Below are 18057 nucleotides of genomic sequence, written 5' to 3'. Positions count from 1 at the left end.
CGCGGCCCGCGCCGCCCCGTCCCGGGCGCGGGCCGTCCGGCCACCCCACTTCGCAGAGCCCCCGCTCTTCGCACCACCATCCCCGCCGTTGTGACGGCGGCGAAGGAGATGATTCACGTGTCCGCTACGCCTGTGCTGGCGTTGCGCGGAGTCTCCAAGCGGTTCGGCGCCGTCCAAGCACTCACGGACGTCACCCTGGAGATCCACCCCGGTGAGGTGGTCGCCCTCGTGGGCGACAACGGCGCCGGCAAGTCCACCCTGGTCAAGACCATCTCGGGCGTCCACCCGGTCGACGACGGCACCCTCGAATGGGAGGGCGAGGCGGTCCACATCAACAAGCCGCACGACGCCCAGGAACTCGGCGTCGCCACCGTCTACCAGGACCTCGCGCTGTGCGACAACCTCGATGTCGTCGCCAACCTCTTCCTCGGCAACGAGACCCGCACCGCCGGTGTCCTCGACGAGATCGCCATGGAGAAGCGCGCCAAGGAGCTGCTGGACACGCTGTCCATCCGCATCCCCAGCGTGCGCATCCCGGTCGCCGCGCTCTCCGGAGGCCAGCGCCAGGTCGTGGCCATCGCCCGTGCGCTGATCGGCGACCCGAAGGTCGTCATCCTCGACGAGCCCACCGCCGCCCTCGGTGTCGAGCAGACCGCGCAGGTCCTCGACCTGGTCGAGCGGCTGCGGGAGCGCGGTCTGGGCGTCATCCTCATCAGCCACAACATGGCCGATGTGCAGGCCGTCGCGGACCGGGTCGCGGTGCTGCGGCTGGGCCGCAACAACGGTGTCTTCGACGTCGAGGGCACCTCCCACGAAGAGATCATCGCCGCCATCACCGGCGCCTCGGACAACGCCGTGACCCGCCGCAAGGCGCGCACGGACCAGGTGAAGAAGGAGGTCGGCGCGTGAGTGACCTCACCAAGCAGCCCGCCGACGAGGAGACCGCGGCGGCCGGCGAGCCCGTCGCGGAGGCCCCTCAGCCCGCTGCCGACGCCACCCAGCCGGCCGCCGTCGACCCCCGGCTGCTCGTCCGGGAGCAGGGCTTCGCCGGCTACCTCAACGACTTCAAGCGCCGGGTGCGCGGCGGTGAGCTCGGCTCGCTGCCGGTCGTCATCGGCCTGATCGTCATCGCGATCGTCTTCCAGGTGAAGAACAGCAGCTTCCTGTCCGCGGACAGCCTCGCGAACATCGGTGTCTACACCTCGGGCCTCGGCATCATGGCCGTCGGCATCGTGTTCGTGCTGCTGCTCGGCGAGATCGACCTGTCCGTCGGTTCCGTCGCGGGGGTCGGCGCGGCCGTCTGGGCCGTGCTCAGCGTCACACACGGCGTCAACGACTGGCTCGCGGTCCTGCTCGCCGTCGTGGCGGGTGTGATCATCGGCACCCTGCACGGATTCTTTTTCGCCAAGATCGGCGTGCCGGCCTTCGTCGTCACCCTGGCCGGTTTCCTCGGCTGGAGCGGTCTGCAGATCTGGATGATGGGCAACGAGGGCTCCATCAACACGCCGAGCGGCAGCGTGGTGGAGAGCCTCACCGGCTACTACTTCGAGGACAAGGCCGCGGGCTACGGTCTCGCGCTGGTCGCGGTGCTCGCGTACGCCGCCTCCCAGCTGCTCGACAGCAAGCGCCGCAAGACCGCCGCGCTGCCCTCCCGGCCGCTCAGCGAGATCCTGCTGCGCACCGGTGTGGTCGCGGTGCTCTCCTTCGCGGTCGCCTACGTCCTGAACGAGCCGGAAGGTGCCCGCGGCCTGCCGCTGGCGCTGGTCCTGTTCCTCGCGGTGCTGGTCATCGCCGATTTCGTGGTCCGCCGTACCGCCTACGGCCGGCAGATCTTCGCGGTCGGCGGCAACGCCGAGGCGGCCCGCCGGGCCGGCATCAACGTGAACAAGATCCGGATCAGCGTGTTCGCGATCTCCGGCATGCTCGCCGCCTTCGGCGGACTGTTCATCGCCAGCCTCTCCGGTGGCGCCACCAAGAACCTCGGTTCCGGCAACACCCTGATGAACGTCATCGCGGCGGCCGTCATCGGCGGTACCAGCCTCTTCGGCGGCCGCGGCAAGATCTGGTCCGCGCTGCTGGGCATGCTGGTCATCCAGTCCATCCAGCAGGGCCTCAACCTGCTCGGCATGGCCAGCGAGATCCAGTACATGATCACGGGCGCGGTGCTGCTCGCCGCCGTCGTGATCGACTCGGTGTCGCGGCGCACCCAGAAGACCGCTGGGCGCACGTGACAGCAGGCTGTCTTTCGCCTGCGGCAGCGCCTTCGGCGCACGTGACAGCAGGTTGTCTTTCGCCTGCGGCAGCGCCTTCGGCGCACGTGACAGCAGGTTGTCGTCCGACTGCGGCAGCGCCTCCGGCGCACGTGACAGCAGGTTGTCGTCCGACTGCGGCAGCGCCTTCGGCGCACGTGACAGCAGGTTGTCGTCCGACTGCGGCAGCGCCTTCGGCGCACCTGACAGCAGGTTGTCGTCCGACTGCGGCAGCGCCTTCGGCGCACGTGACAGCAGGTTGTCGTCCGACTGCGGCAGCGCCTCCGGCGCACCCGACCGCAGGACGCCGTCCGGCCGCGGCGGTGCCACGCGGCGCGCCTGACCCGCGCCCGTAGCCCGTCCGACGGCACCGGCCCCCACCGGCTCGATCCGGTGGGGGCCGTCCGTGTGTCGGGCGGCCGAAAGCCGCTGTCACCCGAGTGACATACATCGCAAGGCCCGGGCGTCGCCGCAGCGGACGCAACATTAGACTCATCTGATCGGCAGGCTCGATCACAGCAGCAAGCTCGACGAACAGCAGCAAGGAGGCAGGGGTGGCGTTGCTTTCCCGTATCAGGGGACCGCGCGATCTGGACCGTCTGGGCCCGGAGCAGCTCGAGCAGCTGGCGGGGGAGATCCGTACCTTCCTTGTCGACGCGGTCTCGAAGACCGGCGGACACCTCGGGCCGAACCTGGGCGTGGTCGAGCTGACCATCGCCCTGCACCGCGTCTTCGACTCGCCCCACGACCGGGTCCTCTTCGACACCGGCCACCAGTCGTACGTGCACAAGCTGCTCACCGGCCGTCAGGACTTCTCCAGGCTGCGGGCCAAGGGCGGGCTGTCGGGTTACCCCTCGCGGGCGGAGTCGGCGCACGACGTCATCGAGAACAGCCATGCCTCGACGGTGCTGGGCTGGGCCGACGGCCTGGCGAAGGCGAACCAGGTGCGCGGCAAGGACGACCATGTCGTCGCCGTCATCGGTGACGGCGCGCTGACCGGCGGAATGGCCTGGGAGGCGCTGAACAACATCGCGGTCGCCAAGGACCGTCCGCTCGTCATCGTCGTCAACGACAACGAGCGCTCCTACGCGCCGACCATCGGCGGCCTGGCCAACCACCTCGCCACCCTGCGCACCACCGACGGCTACGAGCGCTTCCTCGCCCGCGGCAAGGACATCCTGGAGCGCACCCCGGTCGTCGGCAAACCCCTCTACGAGACGCTGCACGGCGCCAAGAAGGGCCTCAAGGACTTCATCGCCCCGCAGGGCATGTTCGAGGACCTGGGCCTGAAGTACGTCGGCCCGATCGACGGCCACGACCTGGTGGCCCTGGAGTCCGCGCTCCAGCGCGCCAAGCGCTTCGGCGGCCCGGTCATCGTGCACTGCCTCACCGAGAAGGGCCGCGGCTACAAGCCGGCCGAGCAGGACGAGGCGGACCGCTTCCACGGCATCGGGGTCATCCACCCGGACACCGGGCTGCCGGTGTCCGCCGGCGGCGCGAGCTGGACCTCCGTCTTCGGCGACGAGATGGTCAAGCTGGGCCAGGAGCGCGAGGACATCGTGGCGATCACCGCCGCGATGCTGCAGCCGGTGGGCCTGGGCAAGTTCGCCAAGGCGTTCCCGGACCGGGTCTACGACGTCGGCATCGCCGAGCAGCACGCCGCGACCTCCGCCGCGGGCCTGGCCACAGGCGGTCTGCACCCGGTCTTCGCGGTCTACGCCACCTTCCTCAACCGCGCCTTCGACCAGGTCCTGATGGACGTCGCGCTGCACAAGTGCGGGGTCACCTTCGTCCTGGACCGGGCCGGCGTGACCGGTGACGACGGCGCCTCGCACAACGGCATGTGGGACATGTCGCTCCTGCAGGTCGTCCCGGGGCTGCGGATCGCCGCACCGCGCGACGCCGACCAGGTGCGCGCCCAGCTGCGCGAGGCCGTCGACGTCAAGGACGCGCCGACCGTCGTCCGCTACTCCAAGGGCAAGGTCGGGCCGGCCGTCGAGGCGGTGCGCCGGGTCGGCGGCATGGACGTGCTGCGCGAGCCCGCGGAGAGCGTCAAGCGGCCGGACGTGCTGCTGGTCTCCGTCGGCGCGCTCGCCCCGATGTGCCTGGAGATCGCCGACCTCCTCGACAAGCAGGGCATCTCGACGACCGTCGTGGACCCGCGCTGGGTCAAGCCGGTCGACGAGGCGCTGCCGGGCCTGGCCGCCCGGCACCGCGTGGTGATCACCGTCGAGGACAACTCCCGTGCGGGCGGCGTCGGTTCGGCCGTCGCGCAGTCCCTGCGGGACGCCGGCGTGGATCTGCCGCTGCGTGACTTCGGCATCCCCGAGCGGTTCCTCGACCACGCCTCGCGCGCGGAGGTCATGGCGGAGATCGGACTGACCGCCCCGGACATCGCCCGACAGGTGACCGGCCTGGTCGCCAAGATCGACGGCAGGTACGACGACTCCGCGGACGCCTCCGGGGCCGCCGGCGCCAAGGGCGCGGCGGAGCCGGCCGAGGTCGCCCGCGACTGATCAGCGCACGCCGGCGATGGGCCGGGTGGTCATCCGTACGGATGTTCCGCCCGGCCCATCGGCATATCGGTGACCGCACTCCATCGGGTGAATCGCCCCTGCTTGGAGGCCCGCCGAAGCTGACTGTTTCCTGACATTGCGGAGACTCGGTCAGTTCAGGAGAGTTGCGAGGGTCGTCCAGGCGGAGGTTCGCCCATGAGCACACAGCACGGCACACCACAGCATTCACACCGCGATCGCGGTCTGTTCCGGATGAAGACGGTGGAACAGTCGATCCTGGACACCGAGGAACCGGAGCACACACTCAAGAAGTCCCTGACGGCGCTCGATCTGACCGTCTTCGGGGTCGGGGTCGTCATCGGCACCGGCATCTTCGTCCTCACCGGGAAGATCGCCAAGGAGCAGGCCGGACCCGCCGTCGCGCTGGCCTTCGTCGTCGCCGGCGTGGTCTGCGCGCTGGCGGCGCTGTGCTACGCGGAGTTCGCCTCGACCGTGCCGGTCGCCGGATCGGCCTACACCTTCTCGTACGCCTCGCTGGGCGAACTGCCGGCCTGGATCATCGGCTGGGACCTCATCCTGGAACTCGCGCTGGGCTGCGCGGTGGTCGCCGTCGGCTGGTCCGGTTACATCCGCTCCCTGCTGGACACCGCCGGCTGGCACCTGCCGGGGGCCCTGGCCGGCACCCACGAGGGGCACTTCGGCTTCGACCTGCTCGCCTGCATCCTCGTACTGGTGCTGACCGGCATCCTCGTGCTCGGGATGAAGCTGTCCTCCCGGGTGACCGCGGTGGTCGTCGGGGTCAAGGTCACCGTCGTGCTGCTGGTCATCATCGCCGGCGCCTTCCTGATCAGCGGTGCCAACTACGAGCCGTTCGTGCCGCCCAGCAAGCCCAGCGCGGCCAACGTCGGGCTGGCCGCCCCGCTCTCCGAGCTGATCTTCGGCTTCACCCCCTCCACCTTCGGCACCATGGGCATCTTCACCGCGGCCGCCGTGGTGTTCTTCGCGTTCATCGGCTTCGACATCGTGGCCACCGCCGCCGAGGAGACCCGCAACCCGCAGCGCGACGTGCCGCGCGGCATCCTCGGCTCGCTGGCCATCTGCACGATCCTCTACGTCGCCGTGTCCATCGTCGTGACCGGCATGGAGAAGTACGACAGGCTCTCCACCGACGCACCACTCGCCGACGCCTTCAAGGACCTCGGGCATCCCTTCTTCGCGGACGTCATCAGCTTCGGCGCCGCCGTCGGACTGACCTCGGTCTGCATGATCCTGCTGCTCGGCCAGAGCCGGGTGTTCTTCGCGATGAGCCGGGACGGGCTGCTGCCGCGGGTCTTCTCGCGCGCCCACCCCACGTACGGCACGCCCTACCGGTCGACCATCGTGCTGGGCGTCGTCGTCGCCGTGGTGTCCGGCTTCACCTCGATCGACGTACTGGCCGAACTGGTCAACATCGGCACGCTGTTCGCGTTCGTCGTGGTCGCCGTCGGCGTCATCCTGCTCCGCCGCTCCCGGCCCGATCTGCCGCGCTCCTTCCGCACCCCGTGGGTGCCGGTGGTGCCGCTGCTGTCGGTGCTCGCGTCGCTGTGGCTGATGCTCAATCTGCCCGCGGAGACCTGGGTGCGGTTCGGGATCTGGATGGTGGCCGGCTTCGGCGTCTATTTCGTGTACGGGCGGTCGCACAGCCGGCTCGGCCTCCGCAACCGGCAGGCGGGCGAGGACTGAGCCCGTACGCCCGCTCCGCTCCGCCCCCGACCGGCCCCGTACGCCCGCCCCTCCGGCGGTGTGCGGGGCCGGCGCGCACGGCGGCGGTACGCACGGGGGAGGGGCGCCGCCCTACGCCGTGTCGTCCCGCTGCCGGCCGCGCTCCTCGCGCCCGCCGCCCCCGCGCCCCCACACCGCCCGCGGCCCGGTCACCCGCGCGCCCAGCGCCTGCACCCGCTCGCGCAGCTCGCGGTCCGCGGTGACCACGAGGCAGTCCCGGTCGCGGCAGTCCTCCGCCACCAGCTCCACGATCCGGTCGTCCCCGCTGCCGGTCGCCGGGACCACCCGTACGCCTTCGACGGACTGCACCCGGCGCGCCGCGCCCTCCACCACGAGCACCATCTCCAGGGGCGGTTCCACCAGCCCGGGAAGCCCCTCCGTGACGAAGCCGGGCAGCGCGTCGCGGAGGCGCTCCGCGGCGCCGTGCCGGTCCCGCCACCAGCCGTCGGGAACCGAGCCGACGACGTTGGCGGCATCGACGATGACCAAGGAGTCCATGGCCCCACCCTGCCACGCCCGCGCACACGAAAAGCGCGGGCCGGCTCGAAGGAGCCGGCCCGCGCCTGCTGTCCGCGGTGGCGCCGCGTTACGCGGGCACGCTCGCCACGCCGGGGGCCAGGAACTTCTTGCCGGTCACCCGCTCCGACACGCCCTCACGGTCCAGGTACGGCGTGATGCCGCCCAGGTGGAAGGGCCAGCCCGCGCCGGTGATCAGGCACAGGTCGATGTCCTGCGCCTCGGCCACCACGCCCTCGTCGAGCATCAGCCCGATCTCCTGGGCGACCGCGTCGAGCACCCGGTCGCGCACCTGCGCCTCGGACAGGACGACATCGCCCTGCTTGAGGAGCGCGGCGACCTCCGGGTCGAGCTCCGGCTTCCCGCTGTCGTAGACGTAGAAGCCGCGCTTGCCGGCCTCGACGACGGCCTTGAGGTTCGGGGAGACCTTGAAGCGGTCCGGGAAGGCACCGTTCAGCGTCTCGGAGACGTGCAGGCCGATCGCCGGACCGACCAGCTCCAGCAGCACCAGCGGCGACATCGGCAGACCGAGCGGCTCGATGGCCTTCTCGGCGGTCTCGACCGGGGTGCCCTCGTCGATGACGTTCTGGATCTCGCCCATGAAGCGGGTCAGGATGCGGTTGACGACGAACGCCGGGGCGTCCTTGACCAGCACCGCGGTCTTCTTCAGCTTCTTGGCGACACCGAAGGCGGTGGCCAGCGAGGCGTCGTCGGTCTTCTCGCCGCGCACGATCTCCAGCAGCGGCAGGATCGCGACCGGGTTGAAGAAGTGGAAGCCCACGACCCGCTCGGGGTGCTTGAGCTTCGACGCCATCTCGCTGACCGACAGCGAGGAGGTGTTGGTGGCGAGGATCGCGTGCGCCGGCGCCACGGCCTCGACCTCGGCGAACACCTGCTGCTTGACGCCGATCTCCTCGAAGACGGCCTCGATGATGAAGTCCGCGTCGGAGAAGCCCTCGGCCTTGTCCAGCACACCGCTCACCAGGGCCTTGAGGCGGTTGGCCTTGTCCTGGTTGATGCGGCCCTTGCCGAGCAGCTTGTCGATCTCGGCGTGGACGTAGCCCACGCCCTTGTCGACACGCGCCTGGTCGATGTCGGTCAGCACGACCGGCACCTCCAGGCGGCGCAGGAACAGCAGGGCGAGCTGAGAGGCCATCAGGCCGGCGCCGACGACGCCCACCTTGGTGACCGGGCGCGCCAGGCTCTTGTCCGGCGCGCCGGCCGGCCGCTTGGCGCGCTTCTGCACCAGGTTGAACGCGTAGATGCCGGCGCGGAGTTCGCCGCCCATGATCAGGTCGGCGAGCGCCTGGTCCTCGGCGTCGAACCCGGCCTGGAGGTCACCGTTCTTGGCGGCGGCGATGATGTCCAGCGCGCGGTACGCGGCCGGGGCGGCGCCGTGCACCTTGCCGTCGGCGATGAAGCGGCCCTTGGCGACCGCCTGGTCCCAGGACTCACCACGGTCGATCTCGGGGCGCTCGACGGTCACGTCGCCCTTGAGGACGTTCGCGGTCCAGATCAGCGACTGCTCCAGGAAGTCCGCGCCCTCGAAGAGCGCGTCCGCGATGCCGAGGTCGAAGACCTGCTGGCCCTTGAGCTGCTTGTTCTGGTTGAGCGAGTTCTCGATGATGACCGAGACGGCCTTGTCCGCGCCGATGAGGTTCGGCAGCAGCGCACAGCCGCCCCAGCCCGGAACCAGACCGAGGAACACCTCGGGCAGCGAGAAGGCCGGCAGCGCCTTGGAGACCGTGCGGTACGAGCAGTGCAGACCGACCTCGACGCCACCGCCCATGGCGGCGCCGTTGTAGTACGCGAACGTCGGCACGGCCAGGCCCGAGAGGCGCTTGAAGACCTCGTGGCCGCCCTTGCCGATCGCCAGCGCGTCCTCGTGCCGCTTCAGCAGCTCGACGCCCTTGAGGTCGGCGCCGACCGCGAAGATGAAGGGCTTGCCGGTGATGCCGACGCCGACGATGTCGCCGTCCGCGGCCTCCTTCTCGACCTGGTCGAGCGCGGTGTTGAGGTTCGCGAGCGAGCCGGGGCCGAAGGTGGTCGGCTTGGTGTGGTCGAAGCCGTTGTCCAGCGTGATCAGGGCGAACTTGCCCGCGCCGTACGGCAGGTCGAGGTGGCGGACGTGGGCCGACGTGACGACCTCGTCCGGGAACAGCTCGGCCGCGCCCTTGAGGAGCTCGGCGGTGGTGGTGGTGCTCACTTGTCGCCTCCGGCGTCCTTGTGGTTCGGGTTCTCCCAGATGACCGTGGCGCCCATGCCGAAGCCGACGCACATGGTGGTCAGGCCGTAGCGGACCTCCGGCTGCTCCTCGAACTGGCGGGCCAGCTGGGTCATCAGCCGGACGCCGGAGGAGGCCAGCGGGTGCCCGAAGGCGATGGCGCCGCCGTACTGGTTGACGCGCTCGTCGTCGTCGGCGATGCCGTAGTGGTCGAGGAAGGCGAGCACCTGCACGGCGAACGCCTCGTTGACCTCGAACAGGCCGATGTCGCCGATGCCCAGGCCCGCCTTGGCGAGCGCCTTCTCGGTCGCCGGGATCGGGCCGTAGCCCATGACCTCCGGCTCGACGCCGGCGAAGGCGTACGACACGAGGCGCATCTTGACGGGAAGGCCGTTCTCCCGGGCGAAGTCCTCGGAGGCGATGATCGAGGCGGTGGCGCCGTCGTTGAGCCCCGCGGCGTTACCGGCCGTGACCCGGCCGTGCGTGCGGAACGGGGTCTTCAGCCCGGCGAGGTTCTCCAGGGTGGTCCCCGGACGCATCGGCTCGTCGGCGGTCACCAGACCCCAACCGGTCTCGCCGACCTCGGCGTTGGTGTTGCGCACCGAGATCGGGACCAGGTCCTGCTGGATCTTCCCGTTCGCGTACGCCTTGGCCGCCTTCTCCTGCGAGCGCACGGCGTACTCGTCGGCGCGCTGCTTGGTGATGTGCGGGTAGCGGTCGTGGAGGTTCTCCGCGGTCATGCCCATGAACAGGGCCGACTCGTCGACGAGCTTCTCGGAGACGAATCGCGGGTTGGGGTCGACGCCCTCGCCCATGGGGTGACGGCCCATGTGCTCGACACCGCCCGCGATGACGGCGTCGTACGCGCCGAAGGCGATGGAGCCCGCGGTGGTCGTCACGGCGGTCAGCGCGCCGGCGCACATGCGGTCGATGGAGTAGCCGGGCACGGACTGCGGCAGACCCGCCAGGATGCCGGCGGTGCGGCCGATGGTCAGGCCCTGGTCACCGATCTGCGTGGTGGCGGCGATGGCGACCTCGTCGATCTTCGCGGGGTCCAGGTCCGGGTTGCGGCGCAGCAGCTCCCGGATGGCCTTCACGACGAGATCGTCGGCGCGGGTCTCGTGGTAGATGCCCTTCGGGCCCGCCTTGCCGAACGGGGTGCGGACGCCGTCGACGAAGACGACGTCCCTAGCGGTACGAGGCACGTTGGCTCTCCTCCAGGTGCGGGATGGCACTGCTGCGTGGCGCCCCCAGGGACGCTTCACACCGACATGCTACTTACGGGTAACCAAGCTGCACACCCCCACCGGCCGGAGCGGTGAAGGTCACACCGGACGGAGGCCCGGACGGCCTCGGGGGGACGGCGTCCACGGCGGGCCCGGTCGATCGAAAAGGGCCGAATGCCGTCGGGTCTTGGCGTAATCAGCACTATCGGCAACTTAAAGTGCCCGTATGAATACGAAGAGGAGTCGCGAGGCGGCGTTCCCCGGGCGGTCGGCGGCGGCCCGCGCGATCGGCCTGCTCTGCACCGTCACCGCCGCGGGCGCGCTGCTGACCGGCTGCGGAAGCGAGCGCGCCGACGAGACCGGCAGCCGCGGCAGCGCGGCGCCCCCACGGGCGGTGCCCGCCTCCGGCCGCCCCCACCCGAGCGCCTCGCTCACCGCCGACCAGGCGAAGCGGAAGGCGCTGATCCCGGCGGCGAAGGTGGACTACGCCAAGGCCCTGCGCGCGGCGGTGGCGGCCGTGCCGGCCTCCGAGCCGATCGCCGCCGAACTCAGGGGCACGCCCGCCAAGCCCTACTGGCAGACCGCGGTGGCCACCGCGGACGGCACGGTGAGCGAGGTACGCGTCGACGCGGTCTCCGGCAAGGCGGCCCAGCCGCACCTCTCGTCGGACGACGCCGAGGACAAGCAGCAGCTGGCCGACCGCCTGACCAAGGCCACCGTCACGGCCCAGGAGGCGGCCCAGACCGCCACCGACAAGACCAAGGGCACGGTCAGCTCCATCGAGCTGGGCAACGCCGACAACGGCAGCGACGCGGTGGCCTGGTCCGTGGACGTCGTCACCACCGACGACTGGAACAAGACGTCCTACGAGATCGACGCGACCAACCGCAAGGTGCTGCGGATGCATGTCGACCAGGACTGACGGCACTCCGCAGTCCTGGCCGGGGCGCGCACCGTACGGGCCGGGCCGGCTTCGTCAGTCGGCGTCCGGGTCCGCGCGCAGGGCCTCGGTGAGGAGCGGGGCGACCTGCTCGATCTGCCAGCGGCGGGCGCCGTGGCCGGCCAGGATCGCGGCGACCGACTCCTCGGTCGGCGCGGCCGGCGGCTCCCAGCACAGCCGGCGCACGGTGTCCGGGGTGATCAAGTTCTCCTGCGGGAGGTTCAGCCGCTCGGCGAGCGCGGTGACCGACGCGCGGGCGGCCGACAGCCGGGCCGCGGCGGCCGGGTCCTTGTCGGCCCAGGAGCGGGGCGGCGGCGGGCCGTTGAGCGGCTGACCGGGCTGCGGCAGCTCGCTCTCGGACAGCTCGCGGGCGCGGTCGACGGCGGCCTGCCACTGCTCCAGCTGGCGACGGCCCATGCGATGGCCGAAGCCGGGCAGTCCGGCGAGGGCGTGGCTGTTCGGCGGCAGGTGCAGCGCCGCCTCCACGATCGCGGAGTCGCTGAGCACCTTGCCGGGCGAGACGTCGCGCCGCTGGGCCACCTGGTCGCGGGCCGTCCACAACTCCCGTACGACGGCCATCTGGCGGCGCCGGCGGACCTTGTGCATGCCGGACGTACGGCGCCAGGGGTCCTTCCGGGGCGGCGCCGGGGGAGCGGCGGCGATCGCCGCGAACTCCTGCCGGGCCCACTCCAGCTTCCCCTGCTGTTCCAGCTCCTCCTCCAGCGCGTCGCGGAGGTCCACCAGCAGCTCGACGTCGAGCGCGGCATAGCGCAGCCAGGGCTCGGGCAGCGGGCGGGTGGACCAGTCGACGGCGGAGTGGCCCTTCTCCAGGGCGAAGCCGAGGACGTTCTCGACCATCGCGCCGAGGCCCACCCGGGCGAAGCCGGCCAGCCGGCCGGCCAGCTCGGTGTCGAAGAGCCGGCTGGGGACCATCCCTATGTCACGCAGACACGGCAGGTCCTGGGTGGCGGCGTGCAGCACCCACTCGGCGTCGCCGATCGCCTCGCCCAGCGCCGACAGGTCGGGGCAGCCGACCGGGTCGATCAGGGCGCTGCCGGCGCCTTCCCGGCGCAGCTGGACGAGGTAGGCGCGCTGCCCGTAGCGGTAGCCCGAGGCGCGCTCGGCGTCGACGGCCACCGGGCCCGTACCGGCCGCGAACGCGGCCACGACCTCGGCGAGCGCCTCTTCCGTGGCGGTCACCGGGGGGATGCCCTCGCGGGGCTCCAGGAGAGGGACCGGCGCCGGTCGGGGATCCGGAGGCGAATCTCCGGCTGCTCGCAGTGTCGTGTCTGCTGCGGTCTTTTGGGCGTCGGTCACCAGTCAAGGGTATCTGTGTATGCACGTCGCCCGTCGAGGGAACGTTCCCTCGACGGGCGAGCGGGTCGTGCAAAGGGTCAGTGGATGATGCCGGTACGCAGGGCGACCGCGACCATTCCGGCCCGGTCGCCGGTGCCCAGCTTGCGGGCGATCCGGGCGAGATGGCTCTTCACGGTCAGCGCGGACAGCCCCATCGAGACGCCGATGGCCTTGTTGGACTGGCCCTCCGCCACCAGCCGCAACACCTCGACCTCGCGTCCCGACAGTTCGCGGTAACCGCCCGGGTGCCCGGGGGCGCCCGGCGGACGGCGCTGCATGCGGGCCGCGTTGGCGCCGATCGGGGACGTGCCCGGGCGGCCCGGGATGCCCAGGTTCGTACGGGTACCGGTGACGACATAGCCCTTGACGCCGCCGGCCAGGGCGTTGCGTACCGCGCCGATGTCGTCGGCCGCGGAGAGTGCCAGGCCGTTGGGCCAGCCGGCCGCCCGTGTCTCGGAGAGCAGGGTGAGGCCGGAGCCGTCGGGAAGGTGGACGTCGGCCACGCAGATGTCGCGCGGGTTGCCGACGCGGGGACGGGCCTCCGCGATGGACGACGCCTCGATCACGTCCCGCACTCCGAGCGCCCACAGGTGGCGGGTGACGGTGGAGCGGACGCGAGGGTCGGCCACGACGACCATGGCCGTCGGCTTGTTCGGGCGGTAGGCGACCAGGCTCGAAGGTTGCTCGAGGAGAACAGACACCGGGCCTCCTGGGGGGAGTGGCGGGGGGACGGAAACCGGCTTGGGGGAGCCGGAATGATCCGTGTTTGAAGGGTCACTGACCTCTTCGGCAGCAATACGGCGGGACTTTAGACTTTGATCACGATTTAGTTAGGGGCAATTCGGGCAAATCGGATGGGTGATCGATCACGTCTGGGCACGGAGTGCATACCGAGGTGATCAGAGCCGTACGTGAAGGTGATCAAGGTGGGCGCGGTCCGACGGCGCGCCGCTCCGCTCAGCGCGGCTGCGCCCCGCGCCGCTGCGGCAGCGGCACCACCCCGCCGCGCGGCGCCGTGTCGACCGTGGCCGGCGGCAGCCCCGCGACCTGGCACAGCAGATCGCACCACGCCGACAGGTGCGCGGCCAGATCCGGCACCCCGCCGGGACCCTCGGCCGGTGTCCACGACGCCCGGATCTCGATCTGGGTCGCCGGTTCACGCGCCGCCAGCCCGCCGAAGTAGTACGACCCGGCCCGGGTCACCGTGCCGCTCGGCGCGGCGTAGCGCACCCCGCGGGCGTCCAGCGCACCCGTCAGCCACGACCAGGACACCTCCGGCAGCAGCGGATCGGCGCCCATCTCGGGCTCCAACTCCGCCCGCGCCAGCGTCACCACCCGGAACGTGCCGTGCCAGGCGTCGTCCCCGGCCGGGTTGTGCAGCAGCACCAGCCGCCCGTCCGCCAGGTCCTTGTCCTCGCCGTCCGGCCCCGCGCCGTGCTCGACGACCGCCGCCTCCAGCGCGTACGCGTACGGGGCGAGCCGCTTCGGGGCGGGCGTCGGGTCGATCTCGATCTCCGGCCGCAGTCGTGCCGTGCGGAGTGCCTCGACCGCCTGACGGAAGGGGATCGGCGCCTCGTCCGCGCTGTCCGTGAGGTGTTCATGAGCCGCAGCCATGCCCGGAAGATTAGGCGGAAGACGCCCCGCATACGGGGAGGACACCCGGTGCGCGCGTCGCCCATTCGGAGGTGCCCGGGGACGCATGCGAAGATTTGGGCCGTGAGCGCCAACGACATCCCCCAAGCTGTCAACTCCGATCGAGCAGGGGAGACCCCGATCGCGGGCCGGCAGCAGACCGGTACGTACGACTCGGCCTTCCTGCGGGCCTGCCGGCGCGAGCCGGTGCCGCACACCCCCGTGTGGTTCATGCGCCAGGCCGGGCGCTCGCTGCCCGAGTACCGCAAGGTCCGCGAGGGCATCGCGATGCTGGACTCCTGCATGCGGCCCGAGCTCGTCACCGAGATCACCCTCCAGCCGGTGCGCCGCCACGGCGTCGACGCCGCGATCTACTTCAGCGACATCGTGGTGCCGCTCAAGGCCATCGGCATCGACCTCGACATCAAGCCCGGCATCGGCCCGGTCGTCGAGAACCCGATCCGCACCCGCGCCGACCTCGACCGGCTGCGCGCCCTGGACCCGGCCGACGTCCCCTACGTCACCGAGGCCATCGGCCTGCTCGTCCGCGAACTGGGCGACACCCCGCTGATCGGCTTCGCCGGCGCGCCCTTCACGCTCGCCAGCTACCTCGTCGAGGGCGGCCCGTCCCGCAACCACGAGCGCACCAAGGCCCTCATGTACGGCGACCCGCAGCTGTGGGCCGACCTCCTGGACCGCCTCGCCGACATCACCGCGGCCTTCCTGAAGGTCCAGATCGACGCCGGCGCGAGCGCCGTCCAGCTCTTCGACTCCTGGGTCGGCGCGCTCTCGCCCGCCGACTACCGCCGCTCGGTGATGCCGGCCTCCGCGAAGGTCTTCCGGGCCGTCGAGGGCCGCGGCGTACCGCGCATCCACTTCGGCGTCGGCACCGGCGAGCTGCTCGGCCTGATGGGCGAGGCCGGCGCGGACGTGGTCGGCGTCGACTGGCGGGTCCCGATGGACGAGGCCGCCCGCCGCGTCGGCCCCGGCAAGGCACTGCAGGGCAACATCGACCCGGCGGTCCTCTTCGCGCCCCGCGAGGCCGTGGAGACCAAGGCCCGCGAGGTGCTCGACGCGGCCGCCGGCCTGGAGGGCCACATCTTCAACCTCGGTCACGGCGTCCTGCCCAGCACCGACCCGGAGGCGCTCACCCGCCTCGTGGAGTACGTCCACACGCAGACTGCGCGCTGAGCGGAACTGCGCCCGGCTCCGGGGCGTCGTGGTCAGCGTGAACGCCACCCCCGACGCCCCGATAGCGGAGCTCGCCGCCGCCTGGGAAGAGATCCGCACCGAGTACTACGCGGACCACGACACGGACCTCGTCCTGGCGGCCGCCCGCGCGCTCGCCGCCGACCCCGGTGGCGAGCGCGCCTGGCTGTGGACCCTCGGCCTGCTGATGACGGCCGACTACGTCAGCCTGCAAACCGCCTCCGACGGCACCGCGGCCGCGGTCCTCGACGCCCTGCGCGCCACCGACCGCGCGCTCCGGGCGGGCCCCTGCGGGCATGCCGCGCACCCGTACGAGGAGGAGCTGGAGTTCCAGCTGGACGGGCTCGCCGGGTACCTCCCGATGCTGGACGACGCCGCCGCGGCCGCCGCGAACCCGGAGCGGGACCTCTGGGACCCGCCGGAGGTGTGGCGCTGTCCGCGCAACGTCGCCGGGTACGCCCGGGTCGCCATCGACATCCTCGCGCCGGGGACCACCGACGGCATACCGGCCCGGCTGTCCACCGCCGAGCAGGAAGAGGTCCAGGACCTGGCCTCCGTCCTGCACGGCTACCCGGCTCCCGGGGTCAGCGTCACCTGGACGCTGTCCCACTACGGCAAGGCCCTCGCCGGCGCCACCGGGGACGCCGAACGCGCCGGGCTGGTGGTCATCGTCACCGCCCTGTCCTGGTACGCCGCCACCTGCACGCTCGCGTATCCGGGACCGCTGGACGACCTGACCGCGGGACTGGCGTCCGTGCCGGTGCCGCGCGGCCGGCCGGACTGCGGGCACGGCGCGGCGGGGCACCCCGTGCTGCCCACCGTCCCGGAGGACGTCCTGACGGCCGGGATGTGCCTGAGGAGCCCGCACGCCCGGCAGCTCCTCGCGGAGCACGGCGGCCGGTCCGGCGCCGGGCTGCCGCTGGAGAACTGGCTGTGCCCGGTGTTCGTGGCGGGGCTGGCCCGGGAGGCGCTGCTGCGGGTGCGCGTGGCCCGCGAGCAGCAGTTCGGCCCGCGCCGGGCCGACCGCTGACCCGGGGTCAGCCGCCGGCGGCCCGTACCGCGCCCGACGCCTTGCGGGCGGCGACCAGGACGGGGTCCCAGACGGGGGAGAACGGCGGGGCGTAGCCCAGGTCGAGGGCGGTCATCTGCTCCACCGTCATGCCGGCCGTCAGCGCGACCGCCGCGATGTCCACCCGCTTGCCGGCGCCCTCGTGGCCGACGATCTGCACCCCGAGCAGCCGGCCCGTGCGGCGCTCGGCGAGCATCTTGACGTGCAGGGGACGGGCGCCGGGGTAGTAGCCGGCCCGGCCGGTGGCCTCGATGGTCGCGGTGACGAAGCGCAGCCCCGCGGCGTGCGCCTCACGTTCCAGCAGCCCGGTCCGGGCGATCTCCAGGTCGCACACCTTGCTGACGGCCGTTCCGACCACGCCGGGGAAGGTCGCGTAGCCGCCGCCCACGTTGGCGCCGATGACCTGGCCGTGCTTGTTGGCGTGGGTGCCCAGCGCGATGTGCCGGGTGCGGCCGGAGACCAGGTCGAGGACCTCGACGCAGTCGCCGCCCGCCCAGATGTGGTCGTGGCCGCGGACCCGCATCGCGAGGTCGGTGAGCAGCCCGCCGGCGTCGCCCAGGGGCAGCCCGGCCGCGGCGGCCAGCGTCGTCTCCGGGCGCACGCCCATGCCCAGCACGACCACGTCCGCGGGGTACTCGGCGTCCTCCGTGGTCACCGCGCGGGCCCGTCCCCCGCCGTCGGTCAGCACGCCGGTGACGGTGGCCCCGCGCACCGTCTCGATGCCCATGCCGCACATCGCCTCGTGGACCAGCGCGCCCATGTCCGGGTCCAGGGTGGTCATCGGCTGCGGGCTCTGCTCCAGGACGGTGACCCCGTAGCCGCGGCGGATCAGCGCCTCGGCCATCTCCACGCCGATGTACCCGGCGCCGACCACCACCGCCCGGCGGCCCGCGGACTTCTCCAGGGTGTCCAGCAGCGCCTGACCGTCGTCGAGGTTCTGCACGCCGTGCACCCCGGGCGCGTCGATCCCCGGCAGGTCGGGCCGGCGCGGCCGGGCGCCGGTGGCCAGCACCAGCTTGTCGAAGCCGGTCCAGTACTCCCGGCCGCCGTCGTCCAGCGCCCGGGCCCGCACCCGGCCGCGGTCCAGGTCGAGTTCGGTGACCTCGGTGCGCATCCGCAGGTCGATGTCCCGGCTGCGGTGTTCCTCGGCCGTACGCGCGATCAGCGCGTCCGGCCCGTCGACCACGCCGCCCACCCAGTACGGGATCCCGCATGCCGAGTACGAGGTGAAGTGGCTGCGCTCGAACGCGGTGATCGTGAGCTCGTCGGGTTTCCTCAGCCGCCGCGCCTGCGAGGCGGCCGCCATTCCCGCCGCGTCGCCTCCGACGACCACCAGCCGTTCCGCCGTCATGCCGTACG

General features: G+C 71.9%; 14 protein-coding genes. 7 read left to right on the top strand and 7 right to left on the bottom strand.

Features of this window, described 5'->3' with window-relative positions; translation table 11 throughout:
- Nucleotides 1–108 precede the first annotated feature (108 nt).
- From SL103_RS26200 to SL103_RS26185, 4 genes are all read left to right on the top strand, one after another.
- Nucleotides 109–909, top strand: a complete 801-nt coding sequence (locus SL103_RS26200) for an ATP-binding cassette domain-containing protein (protein ID WP_079145984.1) — start codon at nucleotides 109–111, stop codon at nucleotides 907–909.
- A complete protein-coding gene (locus SL103_RS26195; RefSeq protein WP_069571384.1) occupies nucleotides 906–2231 on the top strand; it encodes a sugar ABC transporter permease in 1326 nt (441 codons plus the stop codon). The genes SL103_RS26200 and SL103_RS26195 overlap by 4 nt, the downstream gene beginning before the upstream one ends.
- 572 nt (nucleotides 2232–2803) lie before the next feature.
- Nucleotides 2804–4765, top strand: a complete 1962-nt coding sequence (gene dxs, locus SL103_RS26190) for a 1-deoxy-D-xylulose-5-phosphate synthase (RefSeq protein ID WP_069571383.1) — start codon at nucleotides 2804–2806, stop codon at nucleotides 4763–4765.
- Nucleotides 4766–4960: 195 nt separating this feature from the next.
- Entirely contained in the window at nucleotides 4961–6487 is a 1527-nt protein-coding gene (locus SL103_RS26185) for an amino acid permease (protein WP_069571382.1), read from the top strand.
- 111 nt (nucleotides 6488–6598) lie between these two features.
- On the opposite strand, the gene SL103_RS26180 is transcribed toward SL103_RS26185, so the two are convergent.
- The 3 genes from SL103_RS26180 to SL103_RS26170 form a co-directional block, all read right to left on the bottom strand.
- On the bottom strand, nucleotides 6599–7024 hold the full coding sequence (locus SL103_RS26180; RefSeq protein WP_069571381.1) for an NTP pyrophosphohydrolase: 426 nt from the start codon (nucleotides 7022–7024) through the stop codon (nucleotides 6599–6601).
- Between the two features lie 88 nt (nucleotides 7025–7112).
- Nucleotides 7113–9248 (bottom strand): 3-hydroxyacyl-CoA dehydrogenase NAD-binding domain-containing protein, encoded by a 2136-nt coding sequence (locus tag SL103_RS26175; RefSeq protein WP_069571380.1) that lies wholly within the window; start codon nucleotides 9246–9248, stop codon nucleotides 7113–7115.
- Nucleotides 9245–10471, bottom strand: coding sequence for a thiolase family protein (locus SL103_RS26170; protein ID WP_069571379.1), 1227 nt, complete (start codon nucleotides 10469–10471; stop codon nucleotides 9245–9247). Before SL103_RS26170 ends, SL103_RS26175 begins: the two co-directional genes overlap by 4 nt.
- 247 nt (nucleotides 10472–10718) lie before the next feature.
- Here SL103_RS26170 and SL103_RS26165 point away from each other — a divergent pair, with 247 nt between their 5' ends.
- Nucleotides 10719–11414 (top strand): PepSY domain-containing protein, encoded by a 696-nt coding sequence (locus SL103_RS26165; protein WP_079145983.1) that lies wholly within the window; start codon nucleotides 10719–10721, stop codon nucleotides 11412–11414.
- 54 nt (nucleotides 11415–11468) lie between these two features.
- On the opposite strand, the gene SL103_RS26160 is transcribed toward SL103_RS26165, so the two are convergent.
- The 3 genes from SL103_RS26160 to SL103_RS26150 all read right to left on the bottom strand — a co-directional run bounded on the left by SL103_RS26160 (nucleotide 11469) and on the right by SL103_RS26150 (nucleotide 14402).
- Nucleotides 11469–12749, bottom strand: coding sequence for an HRDC domain-containing protein (locus SL103_RS26160; RefSeq protein WP_079145982.1), 1281 nt, complete (start codon nucleotides 12747–12749; stop codon nucleotides 11469–11471).
- 77 nt (nucleotides 12750–12826) lie between these two features.
- Nucleotides 12827–13489, bottom strand: coding sequence for a response regulator transcription factor (locus tag SL103_RS26155; RefSeq protein WP_006602452.1), 663 nt, complete (start codon nucleotides 13487–13489; stop codon nucleotides 12827–12829).
- Between the two features lie 256 nt (nucleotides 13490–13745).
- A complete protein-coding gene (locus SL103_RS26150; protein ID WP_069571377.1) occupies nucleotides 13746–14402 on the bottom strand; it encodes a DUF3000 domain-containing protein in 657 nt (218 codons plus the stop codon).
- A gap of 102 nt (nucleotides 14403–14504) precedes the next feature.
- Here SL103_RS26150 and hemE point away from each other — a divergent pair, with 102 nt between their 5' ends.
- Both hemE and SL103_RS26140 read left to right on the top strand, forming a co-directional pair.
- Entirely contained in the window at nucleotides 14505–15611 is a 1107-nt protein-coding gene (hemE, locus tag SL103_RS26145) for a uroporphyrinogen decarboxylase (RefSeq protein ID WP_069571376.1), read from the top strand.
- Between the two features lie 37 nt (nucleotides 15612–15648).
- The gene (locus SL103_RS26140) at nucleotides 15649–16659 is read left to right on the top strand and encodes a hypothetical protein (RefSeq protein ID WP_164492899.1); all 1011 of its coding nucleotides are present in this window, start codon (nucleotides 15649–15651) and stop codon (nucleotides 16657–16659) included.
- A 7-nt stretch (nucleotides 16660–16666) separates the two neighbouring features.
- Here the strand turns inward: SL103_RS26140 and SL103_RS26135 are convergent, their stop codons facing one another.
- On the bottom strand, nucleotides 16667–18049 hold the full coding sequence (locus SL103_RS26135) for an FAD-dependent oxidoreductase (protein WP_069571374.1): 1383 nt from the start codon (nucleotides 18047–18049) through the stop codon (nucleotides 16667–16669).
- Between the last annotated feature and the right edge of the window lie 8 nt (nucleotides 18050–18057).

Origin of the sequence: Streptomyces lydicus (assembly GCF_001729485.1) — a bacterium.
GTDB classification, from domain to species: Bacteria; Actinomycetota; Actinomycetes; order Streptomycetales; family Streptomycetaceae; genus Streptomyces; species Streptomyces lydicus_D.
Note: the sequence above shows the minus strand (reverse complement) of the source record. Positions and strands in the feature narration are given on the sequence as shown.

What these genes read in the sequence shown, in the direction of transcription:
- SL103_RS26135 (WP_069571374.1), bottom strand. Translation starts at nt 18,049, where the DNA reads ATGACGGCGGAACGGCTGGTGGTCGTCGGAGGCGACGCGGCGGGAATG.
- SL103_RS26180 (WP_069571381.1), bottom strand. Translation starts at nt 7,024, where the DNA reads ATGGACTCCTTGGTCATCGTCGATGCCGCCAACGTCGTCGGCTCGGTT.
- SL103_RS26165 (WP_079145983.1), top strand. Translation starts at nt 10,719, where the DNA reads ATGAATACGAAGAGGAGTCGCGAGGCGGCGTTCCCCGGGCGGTCGGCG.
- SL103_RS26200 (WP_079145984.1), top strand. Translation starts at nt 109, where the DNA reads ATGATTCACGTGTCCGCTACGCCTGTGCTGGCGTTGCGCGGAGTCTCC.
- SL103_RS26150 (WP_069571377.1), bottom strand. Translation starts at nt 14,402, where the DNA reads ATGGCTGCGGCTCATGAACACCTCACGGACAGCGCGGACGAGGCGCCG.
- SL103_RS26185 (WP_069571382.1), top strand. Translation starts at nt 4,961, where the DNA reads ATGAGCACACAGCACGGCACACCACAGCATTCACACCGCGATCGCGGT.